Origin of the sequence: Zavarzinia compransoris (assembly GCF_003173055.1) — a bacterium.
GTDB lineage: Bacteria > Pseudomonadota > Alphaproteobacteria > Zavarziniales > Zavarziniaceae > Zavarzinia > Zavarzinia compransoris.
In genome coordinates, this window is record NZ_QGLF01000003.1 from 461,600 (window position 1) to 485,333 (window position 23,734).

The 23,734-nt window shown below is 69.4% G+C and carries 20 protein-coding genes; 19 read left to right on the forward strand and 1 reads right to left on the reverse strand.

All coding sequences use genetic code 11. The annotated features are described in order from the left end of the window. Positions 1–29 precede the first annotated feature (29 nt). The 19 genes from miaB (at position 30) to DKG75_RS13010 (ending at position 22,055) form a co-directional block, all read left to right on the forward strand. Positions 30–1,388: a tRNA (N6-isopentenyl adenosine(37)-C2)-methylthiotransferase MiaB gene (gene miaB, locus DKG75_RS12920; protein WP_243746560.1), complete on the forward strand. Its 1,359-nt coding sequence runs from the start codon at positions 30–32 to the stop codon at positions 1,386–1,388. Between the two features lie 23 nt (positions 1,389–1,411). Then, positions 1,412–2,407 carry a PhoH family protein gene (locus tag DKG75_RS12925; protein WP_109921532.1) on the forward strand — a complete coding sequence of 332 codons (996 nt, stop codon included), beginning with the start codon at positions 1,412–1,414 and terminating at the stop codon, positions 2,405–2,407. A gap of 1 nt (position 2,408) precedes the next feature. Continuing rightward, a complete protein-coding gene (locus tag DKG75_RS12930; protein ID WP_109921533.1) occupies positions 2,409–4,871 on the forward strand; it encodes an HD family phosphohydrolase in 2,463 nt (820 codons plus the stop codon). Beyond that, positions 4,825–5,355, forward strand: coding sequence for an rRNA maturation RNase YbeY (gene ybeY, locus DKG75_RS12935; RefSeq protein ID WP_425086494.1), 531 nt, complete (start codon positions 4,825–4,827; stop codon positions 5,353–5,355). Before DKG75_RS12930 ends, ybeY begins: the two co-directional genes overlap by 47 nt. Continuing rightward, positions 5,352–6,239: a hemolysin family protein gene (locus tag DKG75_RS12940; RefSeq protein WP_243746559.1), complete on the forward strand. Its 888-nt coding sequence runs from the start codon at positions 5,352–5,354 to the stop codon at positions 6,237–6,239. The genes ybeY and DKG75_RS12940 overlap by 4 nt, the downstream gene beginning before the upstream one ends. An 11-nt stretch (positions 6,240–6,250) precedes the next feature. Further along, a complete protein-coding gene (lnt, locus tag DKG75_RS12945) occupies positions 6,251–7,798 on the forward strand; it encodes an apolipoprotein N-acyltransferase (protein WP_109921535.1) in 1,548 nt (515 codons plus the stop codon). A gap of 75 nt (positions 7,799–7,873) precedes the next feature. Then, positions 7,874–8,296, forward strand: coding sequence for a helix-turn-helix domain-containing protein (locus tag DKG75_RS12950; protein ID WP_109921536.1), 423 nt, complete (start codon positions 7,874–7,876; stop codon positions 8,294–8,296). A 124-nt stretch (positions 8,297–8,420) separates the two neighbouring features. Continuing rightward, positions 8,421–9,593: a methionine adenosyltransferase gene (gene metK / locus DKG75_RS12955; protein WP_109921537.1), complete on the forward strand. Its 1,173-nt coding sequence runs from the start codon at positions 8,421–8,423 to the stop codon at positions 9,591–9,593. Between the two features lie 2 nt (positions 9,594–9,595). Further along, positions 9,596–10,315 carry a tRNA (guanosine(46)-N7)-methyltransferase TrmB gene (gene trmB, locus DKG75_RS12960; RefSeq protein WP_109921538.1) on the forward strand — a complete coding sequence of 240 codons (720 nt, stop codon included), beginning with the start codon at positions 9,596–9,598 and terminating at the stop codon, positions 10,313–10,315. A 151-nt stretch (positions 10,316–10,466) separates the two neighbouring features. Then, on the forward strand, positions 10,467–11,060 hold the full coding sequence (rimP, locus tag DKG75_RS12965) for a ribosome maturation factor RimP (protein WP_109921539.1): 594 nt from the start codon (positions 10,467–10,469) through the stop codon (positions 11,058–11,060). Between the two features lie 4 nt (positions 11,061–11,064). Further along, positions 11,065–12,627, forward strand: a complete 1,563-nt coding sequence (gene nusA, locus DKG75_RS12970) for a transcription termination factor NusA (RefSeq protein ID WP_109921540.1) — start codon at positions 11,065–11,067, stop codon at positions 12,625–12,627. After that, a complete protein-coding gene (locus tag DKG75_RS12975) occupies positions 12,596–13,297 on the forward strand; it encodes an RNA-binding protein (protein ID WP_109921541.1) in 702 nt (233 codons plus the stop codon). Before nusA ends, DKG75_RS12975 begins: the two co-directional genes overlap by 32 nt. A 3-nt stretch (positions 13,298–13,300) precedes the next feature. Continuing rightward, a complete protein-coding gene (gene infB / locus DKG75_RS12980; protein WP_109921542.1) occupies positions 13,301–16,384 on the forward strand; it encodes a translation initiation factor IF-2 in 3,084 nt (1,027 codons plus the stop codon). A gap of 152 nt (positions 16,385–16,536) precedes the next feature. Continuing rightward, a complete protein-coding gene (rbfA, locus tag DKG75_RS12985; protein ID WP_109921543.1) occupies positions 16,537–16,992 on the forward strand; it encodes a 30S ribosome-binding factor RbfA in 456 nt (151 codons plus the stop codon). 10 nt (positions 16,993–17,002) lie between these two features. Then, entirely contained in the window at positions 17,003–17,473 is a 471-nt protein-coding gene (locus DKG75_RS12990; protein WP_109921544.1) for a YbaK/EbsC family protein, read from the forward strand. Continuing rightward, positions 17,470–18,414: a tRNA pseudouridine(55) synthase TruB gene (gene truB, locus DKG75_RS12995; RefSeq protein WP_243746558.1), complete on the forward strand. Its 945-nt coding sequence runs from the start codon at positions 17,470–17,472 to the stop codon at positions 18,412–18,414. The genes DKG75_RS12990 and truB overlap by 4 nt, the downstream gene beginning before the upstream one ends. 11 nt (positions 18,415–18,425) lie before the next feature. Continuing rightward, positions 18,426–18,695 (forward strand): 30S ribosomal protein S15, encoded by a 270-nt coding sequence (gene rpsO / locus DKG75_RS13000; RefSeq protein ID WP_109921546.1) that lies wholly within the window; start codon positions 18,426–18,428, stop codon positions 18,693–18,695. Between the two features lie 229 nt (positions 18,696–18,924). Then, complete coding sequence (gene pnp, locus DKG75_RS13005) at positions 18,925–21,054, forward strand: polyribonucleotide nucleotidyltransferase (RefSeq protein WP_109921547.1); 2,130 nt, start codon at positions 18,925–18,927, stop codon at positions 21,052–21,054. A gap of 182 nt (positions 21,055–21,236) precedes the next feature. Continuing rightward, positions 21,237–22,055, forward strand: coding sequence for a hypothetical protein (locus DKG75_RS13010; RefSeq protein WP_109921548.1), 819 nt, complete (start codon positions 21,237–21,239; stop codon positions 22,053–22,055). Here the strand turns inward: DKG75_RS13010 and DKG75_RS22745 are convergent. Further along, entirely contained in the window at positions 22,027–23,640 is a 1,614-nt protein-coding gene (locus DKG75_RS22745) for a toll/interleukin-1 receptor domain-containing protein (protein ID WP_133636996.1), read from the reverse strand. The two genes, DKG75_RS13010 and DKG75_RS22745, sit on opposite strands and share 29 nt — an antisense overlap. Between the last annotated feature and the right edge of the window lie 94 nt (positions 23,641–23,734).

Genomic DNA, 23,734 nt, shown 5'->3' on the forward strand with positions numbered 1-23,734 from the left:
GGCGGTCTGCCCAGGGAAGCAGGCTCTCGTTGGCCAAAAAGCTCTGTATCAAGACCTACGGCTGCCAGATGAACGTCTACGACTCCGGTCGTATGGCCGATCTTCTGGCCCCGCTCGGCTATGACACCACCGAGGATGCGGCGGAGGCCGACCTCGTCATCCTGAACACCTGCCACATCCGGGAAAAGGCGGCGGAAAAGGTCTATTCCGACGTCGGCCGCCTGCGCGACCTGCGCGCCGAACGGAACGCCCGGGGCGGCGGCGGCCTGACCATCGCGGTCGCCGGCTGCGTCGCCCAGGCGGAAGGGGCGGAGATCATGCGCCGGGCCCCGGCGGTCGACCTCGTGGTCGGGCCCCAGGCCTATCACCGCCTGCCGGAACTGATCGCCCGCGCCCACCGCAGCAAGGGCGAGGCGCTGGACACGGATTTCCCGGTCGATTCCAAGTTCGACCACCTGCCCCAGCAGCACCGGGTGGAGGGCAGCGCCGCTTTCCTGACCATCCAGGAAGGCTGCGACAAGTTCTGCACCTTCTGCGTCGTGCCCTATACGCGGGGGGCCGAAACCTCCCGCCCGGTGGGGGCGGTGCTGGCCGAAGCGCGGCACCTGGCTGGGCTCGGCGCGCAGGAAATCACCCTGCTCGGGCAGAATGTGAATGCCTATCACGGCGAGGCGCCGGACGGCGGCGCGCCCTGGTCGCTGGCCCGCCTGGCCGCGGCCCTGGCGGAAATTCCGGGGCTGGCGCGGATCCGCTACACCACCTCCCACCCCCGGGACATGGACGACACGCTGATCGCGGCCCACGGCCGCCTGCCGCAGCTGATGCCCTTCCTGCACCTGCCGGTGCAATCGGGGTCGGACCGCATCCTGGACCAGATGAACCGCCGCCACACCGCGGACGACTACCGCCAGGTGATCGCGAAATTGCGCGCCGCCCGGCCCGACATCGCCCTGTCGTCGGATTTCATCGTCGGCTTCCCGGGCGAGAGCGAGCGGGATTTCCAGGCCACGCTCGATCTCGTCACCGAGATCGGCTTCGCCCAGGCGTATAGCTTCAAATACAGCCCGCGGCCCGGCACGCCCGCCAGCATGATGGCGGATTCCCTGCCGGAAGAGGTGAAGTCGGAACGGCTCGCCCGCCTCCAGGCGGCGATCGCCGAGGGCCAGCGCCGCTTCAACGAAGCCTGCGTCGGCCGCATCCTGCCGGTGCTGTTCGACCGGCCGGGGCGCCGTCCCGGCCAATTGGTCGGGCGCAGCCCCTATATGCACGCGGTCCATGCCGAAGTGCCGGCCCATCTGAGCGGCCGCATTCTCGACGTGGTGATCGACTCCGCCCATCCGAACAGCCTGGGCGGCCATCTGGCGGACCCCGCCGAGGCGGCCGCCTGAAACCCCGCGCCCAAGCCCCGGCCATGACCGCCCCGCGCAGCCCGAACGGCCAGGGGGACGACCGCCGTCCCCTGGTGGTCGATTTCCCGGACAACCGGCTGTTGCCGCGCCTGTTCGGCGAGCATGACGTGCATCTCGCCCGGATCGAGCGGGCGCTGGGCGTCTCCGTCTCCTCGCGCGGGAACCGCATCGCCATTTCGGGCGACGCCACCGCGGCGGCGATCACCCGCCATGCCCTGCGCGATCTCTATCGCCGGCTCGAGGGCGGGCACGATATCGGCCCCGGCGATGTCGACGGCGCGATCCGCCTGGCCGAGGCGGCGGCAGGCGAGGAAGCCCCGGCCGCGGCGGCGGTGCCCGGCATCCGCACCGGCCGGCGCTCGATCCTGGCCCGCTCCGCGGCCCAGGCGGCCTATCTCGACGCGCTCGGGCGGAACGAACTGGTCTTCGGCCTGGGGCCGGCGGGCACGGGCAAGACTTATCTCGCGGTCGCCGTCGCCGTCGCCATGCTGCTGGACCGGCGGGTCGACCGCCTCGTCCTGTCGCGCCCGGCGGTCGAGGCGGGGGAGCGGCTGGGCTTCCTGCCCGGCGACATGAAGGAGAAGGTCGATCCCTATCTCCGCCCGCTCTATGACGCGCTGCACGACATGATGCCCCCGGGCGAGGTGACCCGGCGGCTGGAGAACGGCGATATCGAAGTGGCGCCGCTCGCCTTCATGCGCGGGCGCACCCTGGCCAATTCCTTCGTCATCCTGGACGAGGCGCAGAACACCACTTCGGGCCAAATGAAGATGTTCCTCACCCGCCTCGGCGAGAACGGCCGCATGGCGGTGACCGGCGATCCCAGCCAGATCGACCTGCCGCCGGGGGTGCGCTCCGGCCTGACCGAGGCGGTGGAAACCCTGACCGGCGTGCCCGGCGTCGGCTTCTGCCATTTCGGCGAGGGCGACGTGGTGCGCCATCCCCTGGTCTCGCGCATCGTCCGCGCCTACCGCCTGCGCGAGGAGGGGGGGCGCTGACATGGCGACCACCGCGCCGCCGGACGGCGACCTGTCCGATCTTCAGCGCGCCCGCGCCCTGCTGTCCGCCACCGCGATCCGGGCCCTGGCCGAGGATCACTGGACCCGCTGGCGGCCCTGGCTGGATGCCCCGCTCTTCGCCGGGCTGATCGTCCTCCTGACCCTGGTGTTCGCGCCCGCCGGGCAATCGGTACGGCCGATTCCGCCGCTCGATTCGATCGCGGCGGAAACCGTGCGCGCCGAACGCGCGGTCGCGGTCGAGGACCGGGTGGCGAACGAGGCGCGCCGGGCCGCGGTCGCTGAATCGAGCCTGCCGGTCTTCGACTACGACCCCGAGCTTTACCTCGCCCTGGCCAAAAGGGTGTCGACGGCGGTCGACGACCTGTCGGGCCGGGCCAAGACCATGACCCTGGCCCCGGCCCAGCGCCGCGCCGCCTTCCAGGAAGCGATCGGCCGCCCGGTGCCCCAGGCGACCTTCGACCTGCTGGAGCGGCTGGACAATCCGGCCGACCTTGCCACCGCGATCAACTATCTGCTCAACCTCGGCCTCGACCGCATGATCATCGCCGACCGCGACCTGCTGCCGCTCGAAGGGCCGATCCAGGTCGCCGTCGGCGAGCGCGACCGGCTGGACAAGGCGCTGGTCGCCGGGGTCATGGATGCGGGCCAGTTCCGCCGCCTGATCCAGGCCCGGGCCGGCGACGCCCCCTATGGCACGGCGCGGGCGGCGCGCAGCTTCGTGCTCGAAACCGCGCTCGCCCTGGTGGCCGCCAACCTGGAGCCGGACCCGGCGCGGACGGCGCAATTGCGCGACAAGGCGATGGCGGCGGTCGAGCCGGTGATGGTGCGCATCGCCATCGGCGAAGTGGTGATCCGCGAGGGCGACCGCGTGACCAAGGGCGCCCAGGACCGCCTGCGCCTGCTGAACGAAGGCGGCGCCAACCGCTCGGTGATCGGCGAGACCCTGGCGGTCGGGGCCCTGATCCTGGGCCTGACCCTGCTCGGCGGCAGTTTCTTCCGGGTCGGGCGCCATGCCTCCTATCTCGGGCGGAAGCAGATCTTCATCACCCTCGCCGTGCTGGCGGGATGCGCGGTGATCTGCGTCGCCGCCTGGTATGCCGGGCGCGGGGTCGCGGTCGGCCTCGGCGTGCCGCCGGATGCGGCCGCCTTCCTGCCGCCGGTGGCGCTTGTGACCGTCATCGTCGCCCTGGTGATCGACGCGCGGACCAGTCTCCTGGTCGGGATCGGGCTGGCCCTGCTGGTCGCCTATCGGGTGGGCGGCGATCTCTGGGTCCTGGCCCACTATCTCGTCGGCGTGCTCGGCGCCGGCATGACCGCCCGGCGCGGGCGCCGGCGCTCCGATATCCTGAAGGTCGGCCTCGTCATCGCCGGGGCGCAATTGGTGCTGGTGCCGATCATGGTGGCGCTGGACACCACCGTGCCGGCGGACGAGACCTCCTATTTCCTGGGTGCTGCGGTCGCCGGCGGCGTCGGCGCGCTGCTGATCGCGGCTTTTACCACCGCCGGGCTGCCGCTGCTCGAATGGGTGTTCGACGAGACGACGGACATGCGCCTGCTCGAACTGGCCTCGGCGGACAATCCCTTGCTGAAGCAACTGGCGCTGCGCTCGCCCGGGACCTATTACCATTCGGTCATGATGGCCAACCTGGCCGAGACGGCGGCCGAGGCGATCGGCGCCAACGGCCTGCAGGCACGGGTAATGGCGCTCTACCACGATCTCGGCAAGATGGAGCGGCCGAGCTATTTCGCCGAGAACCAGCGCGGCTCCAACGTCCACGACCGCCTGCCGCCCGAACTGTCGGCGCGGATCATCTTCGCCCATATCAAGGACGGCATCGACATCGCCCGCAAGCATCGCCTGGGCCGCCCGGTGCTGGACGCCGTGACCCAGCACCAGGGCACCACGCTGCTGCGCGTCTTCCACCAGCGCGCCCTGGAGCGGGCGGCGGCGACCGGCGAGACGGTGAACGAGGCCGAGTTCCGCTATCCCGGCCCCCGGCCGATGACCCGGGAATCCGGCATCCTGATGCTGGCCGACACGGTCGAGGCGGCAACCCGCGCCCTGAAGGACCCGAAGCCGGCCGAGGTGCGCGAGCGCGTCGCCAAGGTCATCGCCGAAAAGATCGCCGACCACCAGTTGGACGACTGCACCCTGACCATGAAGGACCTCGCCACCATCGAGGCGGCCTTCGTGCGGGTGCTCACCCTCGGCGTCTATCACAGCCGCATCGAATATCCCCCCCTAGTTCCCCAGAGGAAGGAGCCGACCCCGGATCGCCGCCATGACGACGCCATCACCCCAACGGGCGAGCCGCCAGCCCAGCGCCCGTCGGAGCCGACGCCGATCAGCGCCGCCGCCGTCAGTTCCGCCCCGACAACCCCGGCTCAAGGCCAAAATCAGCCTGCGCTCGGAAAACCGGGCCTGGGTCACCGCGCTTCCTGACCTGCGCCTGCTGGTGCCCCGCGCCGCCAAGGCGGCCCTGCATGCCGGCCGCCAGCGCTGCCCGGCGCTCGATGGCGCCCTCGGCCCGGTCGAGATCGATCTCTGCCTGTCGTCGGACGAGGCGGTGCAACAACTGAACCGCGACTGGCGCGGCAAGGACAAGCCGACCAATGTGCTGTCCTTCCCCGGGCTCGAAGGCGGCATCGCCGCCAGCCTGCCGGCGGAGGCGCCCCGCCCGCTGGGCGACATCGTGCTGGCGCTCGAAACCTGCCAGCGCGAGGCGGTGGAACAGGACAAGTCCCTGGCCCACCATGTCCAGCACCTGGTCGTGCACGGCGTTCTGCACCTGCTCGGCTACGATCATGAAAGCGATGCCGAGGCGAAGGCGATGGAAGCCCTGGAGGTGAGCGTGCTGGCCGGTCTCGGCGTGCCGGATCCCTATGGCCCCGATCACGATCCGGCCGAAGAGGAGGGCGCGCGATGAGCGAGAACGGCAATTCCCGGCCGCCGCGCGAGATGACCTCCTGGCTGTCGTGGTTGCGCGGCCTCGCCCGGGGCAAGGGCGAGCCCTCCCTGCGCGAAAGCCTGGAAGGCATCATCGACGAGCACGCGGAGGCGAGTTTCCACACGCCCGACCAGGGCGAGCGCGAGATGATCCGCAACCTGCTCGAATTCGGCGAGATGACGGTCGACGACGTCATGGTGCCGCGCGCCGACATCTATGCGGTGCCGGCCACCATCAGCCTGGACAAGCTGATCGAGACTTTCCTCGAATCCGGCCATTCCCGCCTCGTCGTCTATGGCGAGTCGCTGGACGATGTAACCGGCATGGTTCACGTCCGCGACGTGCTGCAATTCTGGAACCGGCGCGACGACTTCCTGCTCGACGCCATCCTGCGCAAGGTGCTGTTCATTCCGCCGTCGCAATCGCTGCGCGACGTGCTGGCGCAGATCCAGGCGGCGCGTTCGCACCTCGCCATCGTCATCGACGAATACGGCGGCACCGACGGCCTCGTCACGATCGAGGATCTGGTCGAGGAAATCGTCGGCGACATCGAGGACGAGCACGACGAGGAAGAGGCGCCGATGTTCACCGTCGGGCCCGACGGCGTGCTCGACGCCGATGCCCGCGCCCCGGTCGAGGAGGTGGAGGCGGCGCTCGGCCAGCACCTGCTGACCGGCGATCTCGAGGAAGAGATCGACACCATCGGCGGCCTCGTCGTCTCGCTGGTCGGGCGGGTGCCCGAGGCCGGCGAGAAGCTGACCCTCGTGCCCGGCTTCGAATTCGAGGTGGTGGATGCGGATCCGCGCATGATCCGCCGCCTGCGCATCTATCGCACCGTCGCCCCCAACAGTGTCGAGGATTGAGGCCGCGCATCATGACACGCCTGTCGCAGTGGATCGCCGGCCTCGCCGGCTGGCGGCGCGCGCTCGTCGCCGTGCTGGCCGGGGCTTTCGCCACAATGGCCCTGCCGCCCTTCGGGCTGTGGCCGGCGCTGTTCGCCGCGCTGCCGGTGCTGCTCCTGCTGCTTGAAGGGGCGGGCTCGGCGCGGCGGGCGTTCTGGGCCGGCTTCTGGTGGTCTTACGGCTATTTCGTCGCCGGGGTCTATTGGATCGGGATCGCCCTTCTGGTCGATCCCGAGCGTTTCGCCTGGCTGCTGCCCTTCGCCAGCCTGGGGTTGCCCCTCGTCTTCGCCCTGTTCCCGGCGGTGGCCGGGGTGCTGGCGGTCGCGGTCGGGCGGCGCGGGCCCGGGCTGCTGCTGGCGCTGGCCGGGGCCTGGGTGCTGGGCGAATATGCCCGGGGCCATGTCCTGACCGGCTTTCCCTGGAACCCGCTCGCGGTCGCCTGGATCGAGGTGCCGGTGGCGGCGCAGGGCGCTTCCCTGCTCGGCGCCTATGGCCTTGGCGGGGTCAGCGTGCTCGTCGCCGGGCTGCCGTTCCTGCTGCTGACGCGGGCGCCGGGGCGGGCGGTGGCGGCGGCGCTGGCGGTGGCCGTGGCCGGCGGGCTGCTCGCCTATGGCGCGCTGCGCCTGCCGGCGGGGCCGGCGGACCGGGCCGAGCCGGCGCTGCGGCTTCGCCTCGTCCAGGGCAATATCGACCAGCGGCTGAAACATTCGGAAGCCGCAAGGGCCGAGCATTTCAACCGCCACATGGACCTGTCGATGCAGCCGGCGGCGGACGGCGTCCGGCCCCGGGTGGTGATCTGGCCCGAGACGGCGCTGCCCTATACGCTGGATGCGGCGCCGCAATTGCCCGGCATCCTCGGCGCCGTCGCCGGCGACGGCGGCATCGCCCTGATCGGCGCCGTCCGCATCGAGGAGCAGGGACAGTCCCTGCGCGCCTGGAACAGCCTGCATGCGCTTTCCCGCGACGGCACGCTGGCCGGCACTTACGACAAGCACCATCTGGTGCCCTTCGGCGAATACCTGCCGCTGCGCGGGGTGCTCGGCCTGTTCGGGCTGGACAAGCTGGCGGTCGGGGCGGTCGATTTCTCGGCCGGGCCGGGCCCGGTCAGCCTGGACCTGCCGGGCCTGCCGGCCGTGCTCCCGCTCATCTGCTACGAGGCGATCTTTCCCGAGGCCGCGGCGGACCCGGCGCGGCGCCCGGCCTGGCTGGTCAATGTCACCAACGATGCCTGGTTCGGCACCTCCAGCGGCCCGCCGCAGCATCTCGCCCAGGCGCGGCTGCGCGCGATCGAACAGGGCCTGCCGCTGGCCCGGGCCGCCAATACCGGCATTTCCGCCCTGGTCGATCCCTTCGGCCGCGTCGAACAGGCCCTGCCGCTGGGCGAGGCCGGGATCATCGACGGCGACCTGCCGGCGGCCCTGCCGCCGACGGTCTTTTCCCGCCTGGGCACGGTAGCGACGCTGGCGAGCGCGGTGGTTTTCCTCCTTTTCGGGATTTTCTGGCGCCGCCTCCCGTCTTGACCCCATCCGGCCGGCGCGCATACAAGAATATGCGCGCCGGCCGGTTGTGCGGCGTTTCCCTTGTGAGGAGTCGCCATGGCCAAGCTCGTTGAAGACGCCCATCCGGTGGACGTTTACGTCGGCAGTCGGATCAAGCTGCGCCGGACCCTGCTCGGCATCAGCCAGGAGCGTCTTGGCGATGCCCTCGAGCTGACGTTCCAGCAGGTGCAGAAATACGAGCGCGGCTCCAACCGGGTCTCGGCCTCGAAGCTCTATACGATCTCCGAAGTGCTGGACGTGCCGATCGCCTATTTCTTCGACGGCTACGGCGGCGATGCGCGGGCCGAAGGGCTGCGCGACAGTTCGTCGCCCGCGTTCGAGCACGAACAGCTCAGCCGCAAGGAATCGATCGACCTCCTGAAAGCCTATTACGAGATCGAGGATTCCAAGGTGCGGCGGAAGGTGATCGAAATGATCAGGGTTCTGGCCGGCACGGCGAGCGAAGCCGGCAACGGCTGACGGCCTTCCCCCGGAACAATCGCTGAGACAATCGCTTGACCGGGGCGGGCGCACCTGCCAGTAAGTCACTCATTGACTGATGTGGCGTATATCCTTGCCATTATACGCCGTCGAGGAGTTGATTGTGGCGCGCTCGAATTATCTCTTCACGTCCGAGTCGGTTTCGGAAGGCCATCCGGACAAAGTCTGCGACCGCATTTCCGATACTGTCGTCGATACGTTCCTGTCGGTCGATCCGCAGGCCCGTGTCGCGGTCGAGACCCTGGCGACGACCAATTACGTCGTCCTTGCCGGTGAAGTGCGCAGCGCCGTCCCGGTCAGCCACGAGCAGATGGTCGAGCAGGCCCGCCGGGCGATCCGCGAGATCGGCTACGAGCAGGACGGCTTCCACTGGCAGAATGCGGAGATCGTCTGCCGCGTGCACGGCCAGTCGGTGGATATCGCCCAGGGCGTCGACGCCGCCGGCAACAAGGACGAGGGCGCGGGCGACCAGGGCATCATGTTCGGCTACGCCTGCCGCGAGACCGACGTGCTGATGCCGGCGCCGATCGTCTTCTCCCATCGCATCCTGAAGAGCCTGGCCGACATCCGCCACGCCGATCCGAAATCGGGCCTCGGCCCCGACGCCAAGAGCCAGGTGACCCTGGCCTATGAGGACGGCAAGCCGGTGCGCGCCACCTCGGTCGTGGTCTCGACCCAGCACGACGAAGCCCTGTCGCAGGAGCAGGTGCGCGAGATCGTCCGCCCCCATGTCCTCCAGGTCCTGCCCGAGGGCTGGATGTGCCCCGAGGCGGAATTCTACGTCAACCCGACCGGCAAATTCGTCATCGGCGGCCCGGACGGCGACGCCGGCCTGACCGGCCGCAAGATCATCGTCGACACTTACGGCGGCGCGGCCCCGCATGGCGGCGGCGCCTTCTCGGGCAAGGACCCGACCAAGGTGGACCGTTCGGCCGCCTATGCCGCGCGCTATGTAGCGAAGAACGTGGTCGCCGCCGGCCTGGCCGAGCGTTGCACGCTCCAGGTCGCCTATGCGATCGGCGTCTCCAAGCCGCTCGCGCTCTATGTCGACCTGCACGGCACCGGCCAGGTGGACGAGGACAAGCTGTCCAAGGCGATCCAGCAGGTCATCGACCTGTCGCCCCGCGGCATCCGCACCCACCTGCAGCTGAACAAGCCGATCTATGCCCGGACCTCGTCCTACGGCCATTTCGGCCGCGAGCCGGAGGCGGACGGCGGCTTCTCGTGGGAGAAGCTGGACCTCGTCGCCGACCTGAAGACGGCGGTCGGCGCCTGACCATGACGACCGGGGACGAAGCGCCGGTCGATGCGCCGGCGCTTCGCCGGAAGGTCTTCGGCCGGCGGACCGGCCACAAGCTGCGGGCCCGACAGGCCGATATTCTCGAAACCGGCCTCGACCGGCTGGCGGTGCCCCTGCCGCCGGCGGGCACTGTCCTCGACCCGAAGACCCTGTTCGCCCGCCCGGTCGGCGAGGTCTGGTTCGAGATCGGCTTCGGCGGCGGCGAGCATCTGGCGGCCCAGGCGGAAGCCAACCCCGAGGTCGGCCTGATCGGGGCGGAACCCTTCGTCAACGGCATGGCCAGCCTGCTGCGCCATGTCGAGGAGCGGCACCTCGACAATGTCCGCGTGCTGGCGGACGACGCCCGCCTGCTGCTCGCGGCCCTGCCCGAGGCCAGCCTGGCGCGGGCCTTCCTGCTCTTCCCCGACCCCTGGCCGAAAAGCCGGCACCACAAGCGCCGCTTCGTCCAGCAGGAAACCCTGGACCTGCTGGCCCGGGCCCTGAAGCCCGGCGGCGAATTCCGCGTCGCCAGCGATATCATGGGTTACATCGAGTGGACCCTGGCCCAGGTCGGCCTGCACCATGCCTTCGAATGGCTGGCGGAAGGCCCGGCCGACTGGCGCGCCCGGACCGCGGACTGGCCGCCCACGCGCTACGAGGCGAAGGCGATCGCGGCCGGGCGCCAGCCGGCCTACCTGCGCTTTCGCCGCCTGCCCTGAATTGCGGGGCCTGCATCGAAAGACTTGAAACCTTCGCCCCCAGCCTGTACATGAGGGGCCGCATAACCCGATGGTGACCCTCGGGATGAGACGGAAGCGGGCCACACGGCCCGCTTCGTCATTTAAGGGCATGGGGCCTTTGAGGACATAGATGGAACTGACCAGCCGCATTGTCGCCCTGATCGAACCTTCGCTGCTGGCGATGGGCTTTCTGCTGGTGCGCGTGCGCTTTGGCGGGGCCAAGCGGCCGGTGCTGCAGATCATGGCCGAACGGCCCGACGGCACCATGACCGTCGAGGATTGCGCCGAGGTCAGCCGCGCCGTCTCGGCGATTCTGGATGTCGAGGATCCGATTTCGGGTGAATATGTCCTCGAGGTTTCGTCGCCGGGCATCGACCGGCCGCTGGTGAAGCTGGACGATTACCGCCGCTTCGCCGGCTACGAGGCCAAGGTCGAGACCGCCATGCCGGTCGAGGGGCGCAAGCGCTACCGCGGCCGCCTGACCGGTATCGAGGGCGAGGATGTGCTTATCCATGTCGATGCGACGGACTACCGCCTGCCGTTCCCGCTGATCAGCGAGGCGCGCCTGGTCCTGACCGACGACCTGATCGCGGCGAGCCTGAAGGGCGCGCTGCTGCCCCCGGGGGGCGAGGATGCGGCCAAGGTCGCCGCCGCCGTCCCCGGGACCGAGACTGAAGACGACACGGCCGGCGAAACGGATGCCGCCGGCGACAAGACCGCTTGAGGTGATGAAGATGGCCGCTGTCAGCGCGAACCGGCTCGAACTTCTGCAGATCGCGGATGCGGTCGCCCGCGAGAAGTCGATCGACAAATTCGTCGTTCTTGAAGCGATGCAGGAGGCGATCCAGAAGGCCGCCCGTTCGCGCTATGGCAGCGAGAACGACATTCGCGCCGAGATCGATCCGAAGTCCGGCGAACTGCGCCTGTCCCGCCTGCTCGAAGTGGTCGAGCTGGTGGAGAACGACGCGACCCAGATCGGCCTCGACGACGCGCTGGTGCGCAACCCGGCGGCCCAGGTCGGCGACTTTCTGGAGGAAAGCCTGCCGCCGCTGGAGTTCGGCCGCATCGCCGCCCAGACCGCGAAACAGGTGATCGTGCAGAAGGTGCGCGACGCCGAGCGCGACCGCCAGTACGAGGAATTCAAGGACCGCATCGGCGAGATCGTGAACGGCATCGTGAAGCGGGTCGAATACGGCAATGTGGTGGTCGATCTCGGCCGGGCCGAGGCGATCATGCGCCGGGACGAGAGCCTGCCGCGCGAAACCTTCCACAACGGCGACCGCTGCCGCGCCTATGTCTATGACGTGCGCCGCGAGGCCCGGGGCCCGCAGATCTTCCTGAGCCGCACCCACCCGCAGTTCATGGCCAAGCTCTTCGCCCAGGAAGTGCCGGAAGTCTATGACGGCATCATCGAGATCAAGTCGGTGGCGCGCGATCCGTCCAGCCGGGCCAAGATCGCCGTCGTCTCGCGCGACAGCTCGATCGATCCGGTCGGCGCCTGCGTCGGCATGCGCGGCAGCCGCGTCCAGGCGGTGGTCGGCGAATTGCAGGGCGAGAAGATCGACATCATCCAGTGGTCGCCCGATCCGGCCACCTTCATCGTCAATGCCCTGGCCCCGGCGGAAGTCGCCAAGGTCGTGCTGGACGAGGAATCGAAGCGGATCGAGGTGGTGGTGCCGGACGACCAGCTGTCGCTGGCGATCGGCCGCCGCGGCCAGAACGTCCGCCTTGCCTCGCAGCTCACCGGCTGGGACATCGACATCCTGACCGAGGCCGAGGAATCGACCCGCCGCCAGGAGGAATTCCGCAACAAGTCCGAGATGTTCGCCCGCGAGCTGGACGTCGAGGAGACCATCGCCCAATTGCTGGCCGCCGAGGGCTTCGCCTCGATCGAGGAAGTGGCCTATGTCGCCGAGGACGAGCTTTCGGGCATCCAGGGCTTCGACGAGGAAATCGCCTCGGCCCTGCAGGAACGCGCCCGCGAGAAGATCGCCGAGCGCGACGCCCGCTACGAGGAGGAGCGCAAGCAGCTCGGGGTCGAGGATGCGATCGCGGCCCTGCCCCATGTGACGCCGGCGATCCTGGTCGCCCTCGGCAAGGCCGGGGTGAAGCTGCTGGACGATCTCGCCGATCTGTCGACCGACGAATTGACCAACGGCAAGGACGGCGTTCTGAAGGACTTCGATCTTGGCGACGAAGCCGCCACCGAACTGGTGATGGCGGCGCGAGCCCATTGGTTCGCCGACGAGGAGGAGGGTGATGACGATACCTCCTCTGCCCCCATCGAGTGATCCGCCCGCGCCGCCGGTGACGGATTTCGTCATCGACGACGGGCCCGGCCCCACGAGAAGATGTATCGCGACGGGTGAGACCCACCCGCGCGAAGCGATGATCCGCTATGTCGTCGGTCCCGACGGCGCGCTGGTTCCCGACCTGAAGGCGGCCCTGCCGGGCCGCGGCTTCTGGACGGTATCGAGCCGCGCCGCGATCGAGGCCGCGCGGAAGAAGAAGGCTTTCGCCAAGGCGGCGGCGCGGGCCGGCCATGGCGGCGCGCTGGCCGTGCCCGACGACCTGGCGGAACGGATCGCGGGCCTCCTGGTCCAGCGCTGCATGAACATCATCGGCCTTGCCCGCCGCGCGGGCGAGGTCGTCGCCGGCTTCGACAAGATCGAGGCGGGGGCGCGCAAGGCCCCCTTCCACCTGCTGCTCGGCGCGTCCGACGGGGCGGCGGACGGCAAGCGCAAACTGCGCCCGCTCAGCGGGGCGGCCATGCACTCGGAGATATTGTCCAGCGCCGAATTGAGTTTGGCATTGGGCCGGGAAAATGTAATACATGCAGCCTTCAAACCCGGCCGGCTGGCAGAGCAGTTCCTGGGCGAGGCGAAGCGTCTCGCCGGGTTTCGTTTATTGGAAGCGGCCAAAAGGCCGGAAATGCCCCGGGCTGGGGCGCAGGCGGAATGATCGATGAGTGACGTCAAGGACAACGACGACAAGAAGCTTAGCCTCGGGGGCTCGCGCACGCTTCAGATGAAGAAGCCTGCCGGCGATGCGCCCGGTCAGGTGCGCCAGAGCTTCTCCCACGGGCGCTCGAAGCCGGTGGTCGTCGAGCATAAGCGCAAGCGCATGGTAGAGCCGGGCCATCCCGCCCCGGCCGCCGCCGTCGCGCCCGCGCCTGCCCGCCCGGCAACGCCGCCCGCGTCGCCGCAGGCCCCGGCCGCCCAGACCTCTGCGGTCCAGACCTCCGCGGTCCAGGCTTCTGCGGCCCCGGCCCCGGTGGTCCAGGCACCCGTGGTCCAGGCTCCCGCCGCCCCGGCACCGGCTGCCCAGGGCCCGGCGGCCCAGACTCCTGCCCCGGCGCCCGCCGCGGCCGAGCCCGCGCCCGGCCCGGCCGCCGATCCGCGCCCGGCCCGCGCCGATGCCGGCCTGCCCCGCATCATCGAGGCGACGGCCCCGGTCGTCCGCCCGAAGATTCTGGGCGAGGCCCCGGTCCGCCGTCCGGAAGCGGCGCCCGCCGCCGCCCCGGTCGTCCCGGCCCAGCCGGCCCAGGGCCCCCGCATGTCGCCCAACCAGGGCGCGCCGGCCCAGGTCAACCGTCCCGGCCAGCCGCCCCGCGGCGGCCAGGGCCAGGGCCAGCAGCAGCAGAACCGCAATGCCCCCCAGGGCCAGCGCCCGAACCCGCAGGCCCAGACCAAGGGCCGCGTCGTGCTCCGCTCGCTCAGCGACGAGGAAAAGGCCAACCGTGCCCGCGCCCTTGAAGGCGCCCGCGTCGCCGAGGAGCGCGCCCGCCAGATCGCCGAGATCGAAGCGAAGCGCCGCCTGATCGAGGAAGCCCGCCAGGCCGAGGAGCGCGCCGCCGCCGAACGCCGCAAGGCCGAGGAAGACGCCCGCCGCAAGGCCGACGATGATGCCCGCCGCAAGGCCGAGGCCGAGGCGGCCCGCCGCCTCGAACAGGAATCCGCGACCCAGCGCCCGGCGGCTTCCGCCGCCGCGCCGGCCGCCACCACCGAGGCGGCCGGTGCCGAGGAGCGCCGCCCCGCCCGTCCCGGCGGCCTGCCCCGCGTCCTCGACGAGGAAGAGCGTCCCCGGCCGAAGAAGCCCGGCGCGCCGGTCAAGGCCGCGCCCAAGGCCCCGGTCGCCAAGCCCGGCCGCACCGACGACAAGCGCCGCTCGGGCAAGGTGAATGTGTCCGCCGCCATCGAGGGCGAGGAGCGCCAGCGCTCCGTCGCCTCCATGCGCCGCCGCATCGAGCGCGAGAAGCGCCAGATGCGCGGCCAGGAAGAAAAGCTGAAGGTCGTCCGCGACGTGATCGTGCCCGAGGTGATCACGGTGCAGGAACTGGCCAACCGCATGGCCGAACGCGGCGCCGACGTGATCAAGCAGTTGATGCGCCTCGGCGTGATGGCGACCATCAACCAGTCGATCGATGCCGATACGGCGGAACTGGTGGTCACCGAATTCGGCCACCGCTTCAAGCGCGTCGCGGAATCGGACGTCGAAATCGGCCTCGAGGGCGAGGTCGATACCGACGAGGCGCTGGAACCCCGGGCGCCCGTGGTTACGGTCATGGGCCACGTCGACCACGGCAAGACCTCGCTGCTCGACGCGCTCCGCTCGACGGACGTGGCGGCGGGCGAAGCCGGCGGCATCACCCAGCATATCGGCGCCTATCAGGTGACCCTGTCCAGCGGCCAGAAGATCACCTTCCTGGATACGCCGGGCCACGAAGCCTTCACCGCCATGCGCGCCCGCGGCGCCAAGGTGACGGATATCGTCGTCCTGGTGGTGGCCGCCGACGACGGCATCATGCCCCAGACGGTCGAGGCGATCCGCCACGCCCGCGCCGCCGGCGTGCCCGTGGTCGTCGCCATCAACAAGATCGACAAGGCGGACGCCAACCCGAACAAGGTGCGCCAGGCCCTGTTGCAGCACGAGATCGTGGTCGAAGACCTGGGCGGCGACGTGCAGGCGATCGAGGTTTCGGCCAAGGCTCGCATCGGCCTCGACAAGCTGGAAGAGGCGATCCTGCTCCAGGCCGAAATCCTGGAACTGCGCGCCAACCCGAACCGCGAGGCGGCGGGCGTCGTGATCGAAGCCAAGCTCGACCGCGGCCGCGGCCCGGTCGCCACCGTCCTCGTCCAGAAGGGCACCCTGAAGGTCGGCGACATCTTCGTCGCCGGTTCGGAATGGGGCAAGGTGCGGGCGCTGCTCAACGATCGCGGCGACCAGCAGCAGGAAGCCGGCCCGGCCGTTCCGGTCGAAGTGCTGGGCCTGACCGGCACGCCGTCGGCGGGCGACGACTTCCAGGTCGTCGACAGCGAAGCCCGCGCGCGTGAGGTTACGGCCTTCCGCCAGCGCCGGACCAAGGAACAGCGCGCCGTGGGCACCGCCCGCGTCTCGCTGGAACAGATGTTCTCGAAGATCAAGGAAGGCCAGGCCAAGGAACTGCCCGTCGTCATCAAGGCCGACGTGCAGGGCTCGCTGGAGGCGATCGTCGGCTCGCTGTCGAAGCTCGGCAACGACGAAGTGGCGGTCCGCATCCTGCACGACGCGGTGGGCGGCATCACGGAATCCGACGTCACCCTGGCCAAGGCGTCCAACGCCCCGATCATCGCCTTCAACGTCCGCGCCAACAAGCAGGCGCGGGAGATGGCCGATCACGAGGGTGTCGAGATCCGCTACTACTCGATCATCTACGACCTCGTGGATGACGTGAAGGCGGCGCTCTCGGGCCTGCTGGCCCCGACGCTGAAGGAAACCTTCCTCGGCTACGCCTCGATCCGCGAAACGTTCCAGATCACCAAGTCCGGCAAGGTCGCGGGCTGCCTGATCACCGACGGCGTGGTCAAGCGCGGCGCCAAGGTCCGCATCATCCGCGACAACGTGGTGATCCACGAAGGCACGCTCTCCTCGCTTCGCCGCTTCAAGGACGAAGTCAAGGAGGTCAAGGCGACCTACGAATGCGGCATGGCGTTCGACAATTACGAGAACTTCCATGTCGGCGACGTGGTCGAGTGCTTCGACATCGAGGAAATCGCCAGGACGCTTTAAGTGGGCCCTCAGGCGCCGGGCGGGGCCGTCCGGCCCCTTGGCTCGCTTCGCTGAAGCTACGCGGGGCCTCAATGGCCCGGTTGGTAGTCGAGGCTGAGATTGGAAGCCCCTTCCGGGTGGGAGGGGCTTCCCCATTTATGAAAGGACAGACCATGTCTCGTGGTCGTTCGCCGGCGGGTGGCCGGCAGGGTCGTGACGACGACCATCGGGCCGGGCGCGCGGCCAGCCAGCGGCAGTTGCGCGTCGGCGAATTGCTCCGCCACCTGGTCGCCGAATTGCTGCGCCGGGATGTGATCCATGATCCGCATCTCCAGGGCGTCGCCATCACCATTTCCGAAGTGCGGGTCAGCCCCGACCTGAAGAATGCCACGGTCTTCGCCCTGCCCCTGTCGGGCAAGGACACGGCCGCGGTGATCGAGGCGCTGAACCATGCCGCGACCTTCATTCGCGGCCAGGTGTCCAAGGGCTCGGAACTGAAGTTCACGCCGAAGCTGACCTTCATCGGCGACGAGAGTTTCGACGAGGCGGACCGCATCCGCGTGCTGCTGGAAACCCCGCGGGTGAAGCACGATCTCGACGAGGCCGGCTGGGCCGACGACGAGGAGTGAGCACTCCCCCATGACGCTTGACTCCGTCCGCGCGTTCATCGCCGAACACGCGCCCGATATCGCGATCGTCGAGACCGCCGTCTCCTCCGCCACGGTGCCGCTGGCTGCCGCCGCCCATGGCGTCGAGCCGGGGCAGATCGCCAAGACCCTGTCGCTGCGCCTCGGCGACGAGGTGGTGCTGGTGGTGGCCCGGGGCGATGCCCGGCTCGACAACCGGAAATGCAAGGCGGCCTTCGGCGTGAAGCCCCGCATGCTGGACGTGGCCGAAGTGGCGGAACTGACCGGGCATCCGGTCGGCGGCGTCTGTCCGTTCGGCCTTGCCCGGCCGCTGAGGATTTTCTGCGATGTCTCGCTGAAAGCCTTCGACGTGGTGGTGCCGGCAGCGGGTTCGACCAATAGCGCCCTCTTCATCGCCCCCGACCGGCTGGCCGCGATCACCGGCGCCGACTGGGTCGACCTCTGCCAGGAACCTTCGGCGTGAAGCGGGGCAAGCGCATCGTCAACGGCTGGGTGGTGCTGGACAAGCCTCTGGGCCTGACTTCCACCCAGGCCCTGGGCAAGGTGCGCTGGGCCCTTGGTGCGGCCAAGGGGGGGCATGGCGGCACCCTGGATCCGCTCGCCACCGGCATCCTGCCGCTCGCTTTCGGCGAGGCGACCAAGGCGCTGCCCTATGTCGTCGACGCCAGCAAGACCTATCGATTCACCATCCGCTTCGGCCTCGAGACGACGACGCTGGATGCGGAAGGGGCGGTGACCGCGACCAGCGACGCACGCCCGGCCACGGCGGCCGTGGAAGCCGCCCTGGCCGCCTTCCACGGCACCATCGACCAGGTGCCGCCGGCTTTTTCCGCGATCAAGGTCGATGGCGAACGGGCCTATGACCTTGCCCGTGCCGGCGAGACGGTGGACCTGGCGGCCCGCCCGGTCCAGATCCACCGCTTTCACCTGATCGGGCGGGACGATGCGGATCAGGCGACCTTCGAGGTCGAGTGCGGCAAGGGCACCTATGTCCGCGCGCTGGCGCGGGACCTGTCCAGGGCGCTCGGCACCGTCGGCCATGTCTGCATGCTGCGCCGGCTGCGGGTCGGGCCCTTCGGCACCGGCATGGCGGTTACCCTCGACCATATCCAGAATCTAGTGGAAAACAGCCCGGATTTGCTTCATACATCGCCCCCTGACGGCATATTGCTGCCGGTCGTGACTGCGCTGGACGACATCCCGGCGCTAGCCGTGACCGCAGGCGATGCCCGCGCCCTGAAGGATGGCCGGGCAATCGATATGCCGGGCACCGTGCAGAACAGCGTGCCTGACACCGTCGCCAGCCAGCAGGTCGTGCGCCTGATGGCGCCGGCGGGGCTGGTCGCTTTGGGGCGGGTCGACGGCCCGCTTGTCCGCCCGGTGCGCGTCTTCAACCTCGATTAAGGAGATCCCCGATGTCGATAACTGCCGAGCGCAAGACTGCGCTGGTCAAGGAATATGCCACCCACGAGGGTGACACCGGTTCGCCGGAAGTGCAGGTCGCGGTGCTGTCGGAACGCATCACCAACCTCACCGAACACTTCAAGACCCACAAGAAGGACAACCACTCCCGCCGTGGCCTTCTGATGCTGGTGTCCCAGCGCCGCCGCCTGCTGGACTATCTGAAGTCCCGCGACGTGGCCCGCTATTCGAGCCTGATCGGCCGTCTCGGCCTGCGTAAGTGATCCTGCGGGCGAACGGTCCAATCTGTTCGCCCCAAGGCGTGTTTGGGGCCCGGCCGGGGTTGCGTCTGAGAACAGGCGCGCCCCCGGCCGGGCCCTTTTCCCATCCGGAGGGATAACCGGAACTGCCGTGCGGAAAGGGTCCGCACGGACCCATCGGGTCGGCGACAGGGGTTGCCGGTCCAAGGGCCCGGCACAAGGGTGTCAGGGCTCGCAGGAAGGATAGAGAGAAATGTTCACCATCCACCGCAAGGAACTGACCTGGGGCGGCCGCAAGCTGGTTCTCGAAACCGGCCGCATCGCCCGCCAGGCCGACGGCGCCGTGCTCGTCCAATACGGCGACACCACCGTGCTGGTTACCGCCGTTGCCGCCAAATCCGTGAAGCCCGGGGTCGATTTCTTCCCCCTCACGGTGAACTATCAGGAAAAGGCCTATGCGGCCGGCAAGATTCCCGGCGGCTTCTTCAAGCGCGAAGGCCGTCCGACGGAAAAGGAGACCCTGGTCTCCCGCCTGATCGACCGCCCGATCCGCCCGCTTTTCGTCGACGGGTTCCGCAATGAAACCCAGGTCGTCGCCACCGTGCTCTGCCACGACCTCGAGAACGACCCCGACATTCCGGCCCTGATCGGCGCCTCCGCCGCGCTCACCCTGTCGGGCGTGCCGTTCCTCGGCCCGATCGGTGCCGCCCGCGTCGGCTATATCAACGGCGAATACGTCCTGAACCCGCAGCTCGACGACCTGCCGAAGTCCGACCTCGACCTCGTGGTCGCGGGCACGGGCGAAGCGGTGCTGATGGTCGAATCCGAAGCGAAGCAGCTCTCGGAAGAGATCATGCTGGGCGCCGTCGTGTTCGGCCACCGCGAGATGCAGGCGGTGATCCAGGCGATCATCGAACTGGCCGAAGCCGCCGCCAAGGAGCCCTGGGCCTTGCCGGACGCGCCGGACGAGAGCGCCCTGGTCGCCCGCCTCAAGGACACCGTCGAGGCCGATCTCCGCGCCGCCTATGGCATCCGCGTGAAGCAGTCGCGCTATGACGCCGTCGGCGCCGCCAAGAAGAAGGCGGTCGCCACCCTCGACGCGGAAGGCTTCGACACCGCCCGCGTGGTCGAGCAGTTCAAGGCGCTCGAATCCGAGATCGTCCGCAACGACATCCTCGACAAGGGCACCCGCATCGACGGCCGCGACCTCGTCACCGTCCGCCCGATCGTGGCCGAGGTCGGCGTGCTGCCGCGCGCCCATGGCTCCGCCCTGTTCACCCGCGGCGAGACCCAGGCCCTGGTGGTCGCGACGCTCGGCACCGGCGACGACGAGCAGATGATCGATGCCCTCGAGGGCACCTATCACGAACACTTCATGCTGCATTACAACTTCCCGCCCTATTCGGTCGGCGAAGTGGGCCGCATGGGCGCCACCGGCCGGCGCGAGATCGGCCACGGCAAGCTGGCCTGGCGCGCCGTGCACCCGGTGCTGCCGGCGAAGGACGCCTTCCCCTACACGCTCCGCGTCGTCTCGGAAATCACCGAGTCGAACGGCTCGTCGTCGATGGCGACGGTCTGCGGTTCGTCGCTCGCCCTGATGGACGCCGCCGTGCCGCTGGAAACCCCGGTCGCCGGCATCGCCATGGGCCTGATCAAGGAAGGCGAGCGCTTCGCCGTCCTCTCCGACATCCTGGGCGACGAGGATCACCTCGGCGACATGGACTTCAAGGTGGCCGGCTCCGACAAGGGCGTCACCTCGCTCCAGATGGATATCAAGATCACCGGCATCACCGAAGAGATCATGAGCATCGCCCTGACCCAGGCCAAGGCCGGGCGCCTGCACATCCTCGGCGAGATGGCCAAGGCCCTGACCGGTGCCCGCACCGAAGTCAATGCCTATGCCCCGCGCATCGAGACCATCACCATCCCGAAGGAAAAGATCCGCGAAGTGATCGGCACCGGCGGCAAGGTGATCCGCGAGATCGTGGAAAAGACCGGCGCCAAGGTCGACATCCAGGACGACGGCACCATCAAGGTGGCGGCTTCCGACAGCAATGCGATCGATGCCGCGATCAAGTGGATCAACGGCATCGTCGCCGAAGCCAAGATCGGCGAAGTCTATGACGGCAAGGTCGTGAAGGTCGTCGATTTCGGCGCCTTCGTGAACTTCATCGGCTCGAAGGACGGCCTCGTCCACATCTCGGAACTGGCGCCCAAGCGCGTCGCCAAGGTGACCGACGTGGTCAACGAGGGCGACGCCGTGAAGGTGAAGGTCCTCGGCATCGACGAGCGCGGCAAGATCCGCCTGTCCATGAAGGTCGTCGACCAGCAGACCGGCGCCGACATCGTTCCCGAGAAGAAGGACAGGGCCGACGCCGAGTAATCGGCAAAGGCATTCGTTCCGGAAAGGGCGGCCGGCCATCGGCCGCCCTTTTTCATTTCTGGATTTTATCGGGGGCCGGGGCGCCGGTGGCCCTGCCTGCAGGGGGCGTGCCTGCAAAGGGTTGTGATTGCCCCCGATCCGGGGTAGCAGGGACGGCAGGAAGACAAGGACCCCGCCCTGCCATGCCCGTCAACATGCTTGCCCTGATGCTCCAGAGTGCGTTTCGCGTGGTGTTCGAGCGGGAATCGCTGCGCCTTGCCGTATTGATCGGCGTGCTGCCCTCGCTTGGGGCCTATATCGGCACGGTGCTGGCCGGCCTGACCCTGACCCCGCCGCCGGCGGACACGCCGCTGTCCGACGCCGAGACGCTGGCCGCGCTGCAGACGGCCCTGCTGGGGGCGGCGCTCGGCTATCTCGTCGCCATGGCGGCGGCCATGCCGCTGGCGGTGCGGGCGGCCGGCGATCTGCTGGCCCGGAAGCTGGGGGCGCCGCCCGCGGTGTTGCCGGGCGAAGCGGTGCGCCGGGGCCTGGTGCTGTTCGCCCAGGCGGTGGCCGTGGTCGTTCTGGTGATGATGGGGGGCTATCTTCTCGGCCTGCTGGTGCCGGACGGCAGCGCGGTGGCCAGCCTCGCCCTGCTCGGGGTGATGATCGCCAGCGTCTATGTCTTCCTCGGCTTCCTGATGGTGCCGGGGGTGCTGTTCTATGCCGAACGGGCGGATATCCGCGCCTCTTTCGCCCTGATGCGCGGGCAGCGGCTGAAATTGTTCCTGTTCGTGCTCGTCGTCGCCATGCCCTTCATCATGGCGGCCAGCCTGTTCAGCGCCATCGCCCAGGGCCAGCCGGACGGCGCCTGGGTCCTGGCCCTGTTCGTCTCGCTGGTCGGCGGCTTCGTCAACGGCCTGTCCACCGGGCCGCATCTGATCGGGCTGGTCCAGGCCTATTTCGCCCGGACCGGCCGCATGCCGCCGTCGATCATTGATCAGGCTGAGCCCAGAACCTGATCACTTTCCAACTGCCGTTCTGGCGCTTCAGCCAGGCCTGTTCGGTGACGCCGGCATCCGAGAAGCTGGCGTCGAACTGGACATAGGCATAGTCGCCGACCTCGCCCAGCAGGTCGGTGAAGGCATAGACCGCGACCAGGCTGCGCGCATTCAGGTCGCCGCCCCGCATGCTCTGCACCCGGTCGAACCATTCGCCCGTATCGGGGGCCGGGGTCACCATCAGGCTGCGGCCGATCTCGCCGTTCTCCAGCCCCTTGAAGAACTGGGTCGCGACATTGATCGCCTGGTCCCGGTCGGCCGCGCTCATGGCGGGGGCGGCGGCCGAAGTGTCGATATCCGAAAGCACGAAGGCGCCGTTGCCGTCGCGGCGGAAGAAGGCGCCGTCGGCCACCGTGCCCCGCGCCAGGCGGGTCTCGCTGCGGATGTAGTAATAGGGGCCGGCGCTTTCCGGCTGGAACGGCAGTTCCGCCAGATGCACGACCGCCGTCACCACCCGCTGGCCGGCGCCGGTGCCGTAGCGGTTGGCGCGGTCGCGGTAGATCCCGGCGACCTGATCGCGGCCGACCGACTTCCGCGTGTCCGGGTCCAGCATCTGGTCGTAGATCGTGCCGCTGTCGCCCTGGTCGAGCAGGGCGATATAGCGCTCGTAAACCGCGCGGACTTCGTTCGGCACGGTCACCGCCGGGGTGGCGGCCGCCGGCGGCGGGGGCGGCGGTGATGCCGGCGGAGGCGGCGGCGGCGACACGGGCGGCGAAGCCGGCGGCGGCGGGGACGCGGGCGGCGGCGGGGGCGAGGCCGGCGGGCTGGTGGTGGCCGGGCCGTCGGCGACCACGGTGGTGCCGGTACCCGGGTCCGCCGGCTTGTCGTCCAGCAGGGGCAGGACGACGAAATAGGTGAGCGCGCCCGCGGCCCCGGCCAGGGTCAGCAGGCTGCCCGCGACCAGGGCGGCGCCGCCGCCCTTCTTGCCCGGCCCGGGCGGCGGGGGCGGCACGGTGGCCTTGGCGCGCAGCGGCTCGGCCGGCGGCACCGGCTGGGGCTTCGGCGGCGGCGGGGGCGCGACGGGCGGGGGCGCGACGGGCGGCGACGCCGGGCGCGGCGGCGTGGTCGTCCCGGTCGGGGGCGCCGTGGTGCCGCTGCGCGGGGCGAAGACGGTCTGATCCGCTTCGGGCGGCGCCTTCAGGGGGATGTTCAGGGTCGCCGAGATCCCCTCGGCCAGGCGGTCGAGATATTGGGTGATGGGCGGGCGCCAGGCATCGATCCATTGTTCCGACGAGACGAAGAGTTCGAGCGCCCGGGCCGGCGTCACCTCGCGGATGCGGACGGTGAAGACATTCTTGCCCTTGGAGACCGAACGCTCGATCTCCTTCCGCACGAAGATCGACTTGTTGGAGTTTTCCGACAGCAGGAACACGATGACGCCGGCCGCATCCAGCCCGTCGATGATCTGTTCGGCATAGTCGGCGCCCGGACGGATGTCGCGGGGTGCGATGAAACAGCGCACCCCGCGCTGTTCCAGGTAGCTGGTGATCCGCTCGGCGAATTCCCGATCCTCGGATGCATGACTGATGAAGACCGGCGCGCTCATTGACCTGTCGCCTCTGACGATTCCTTGAGTCGGTGCAGTCTAGCGTCACAATCCGCCCTGTGCAGTGTCGATGCGCACACGGGTGGGTGAAATT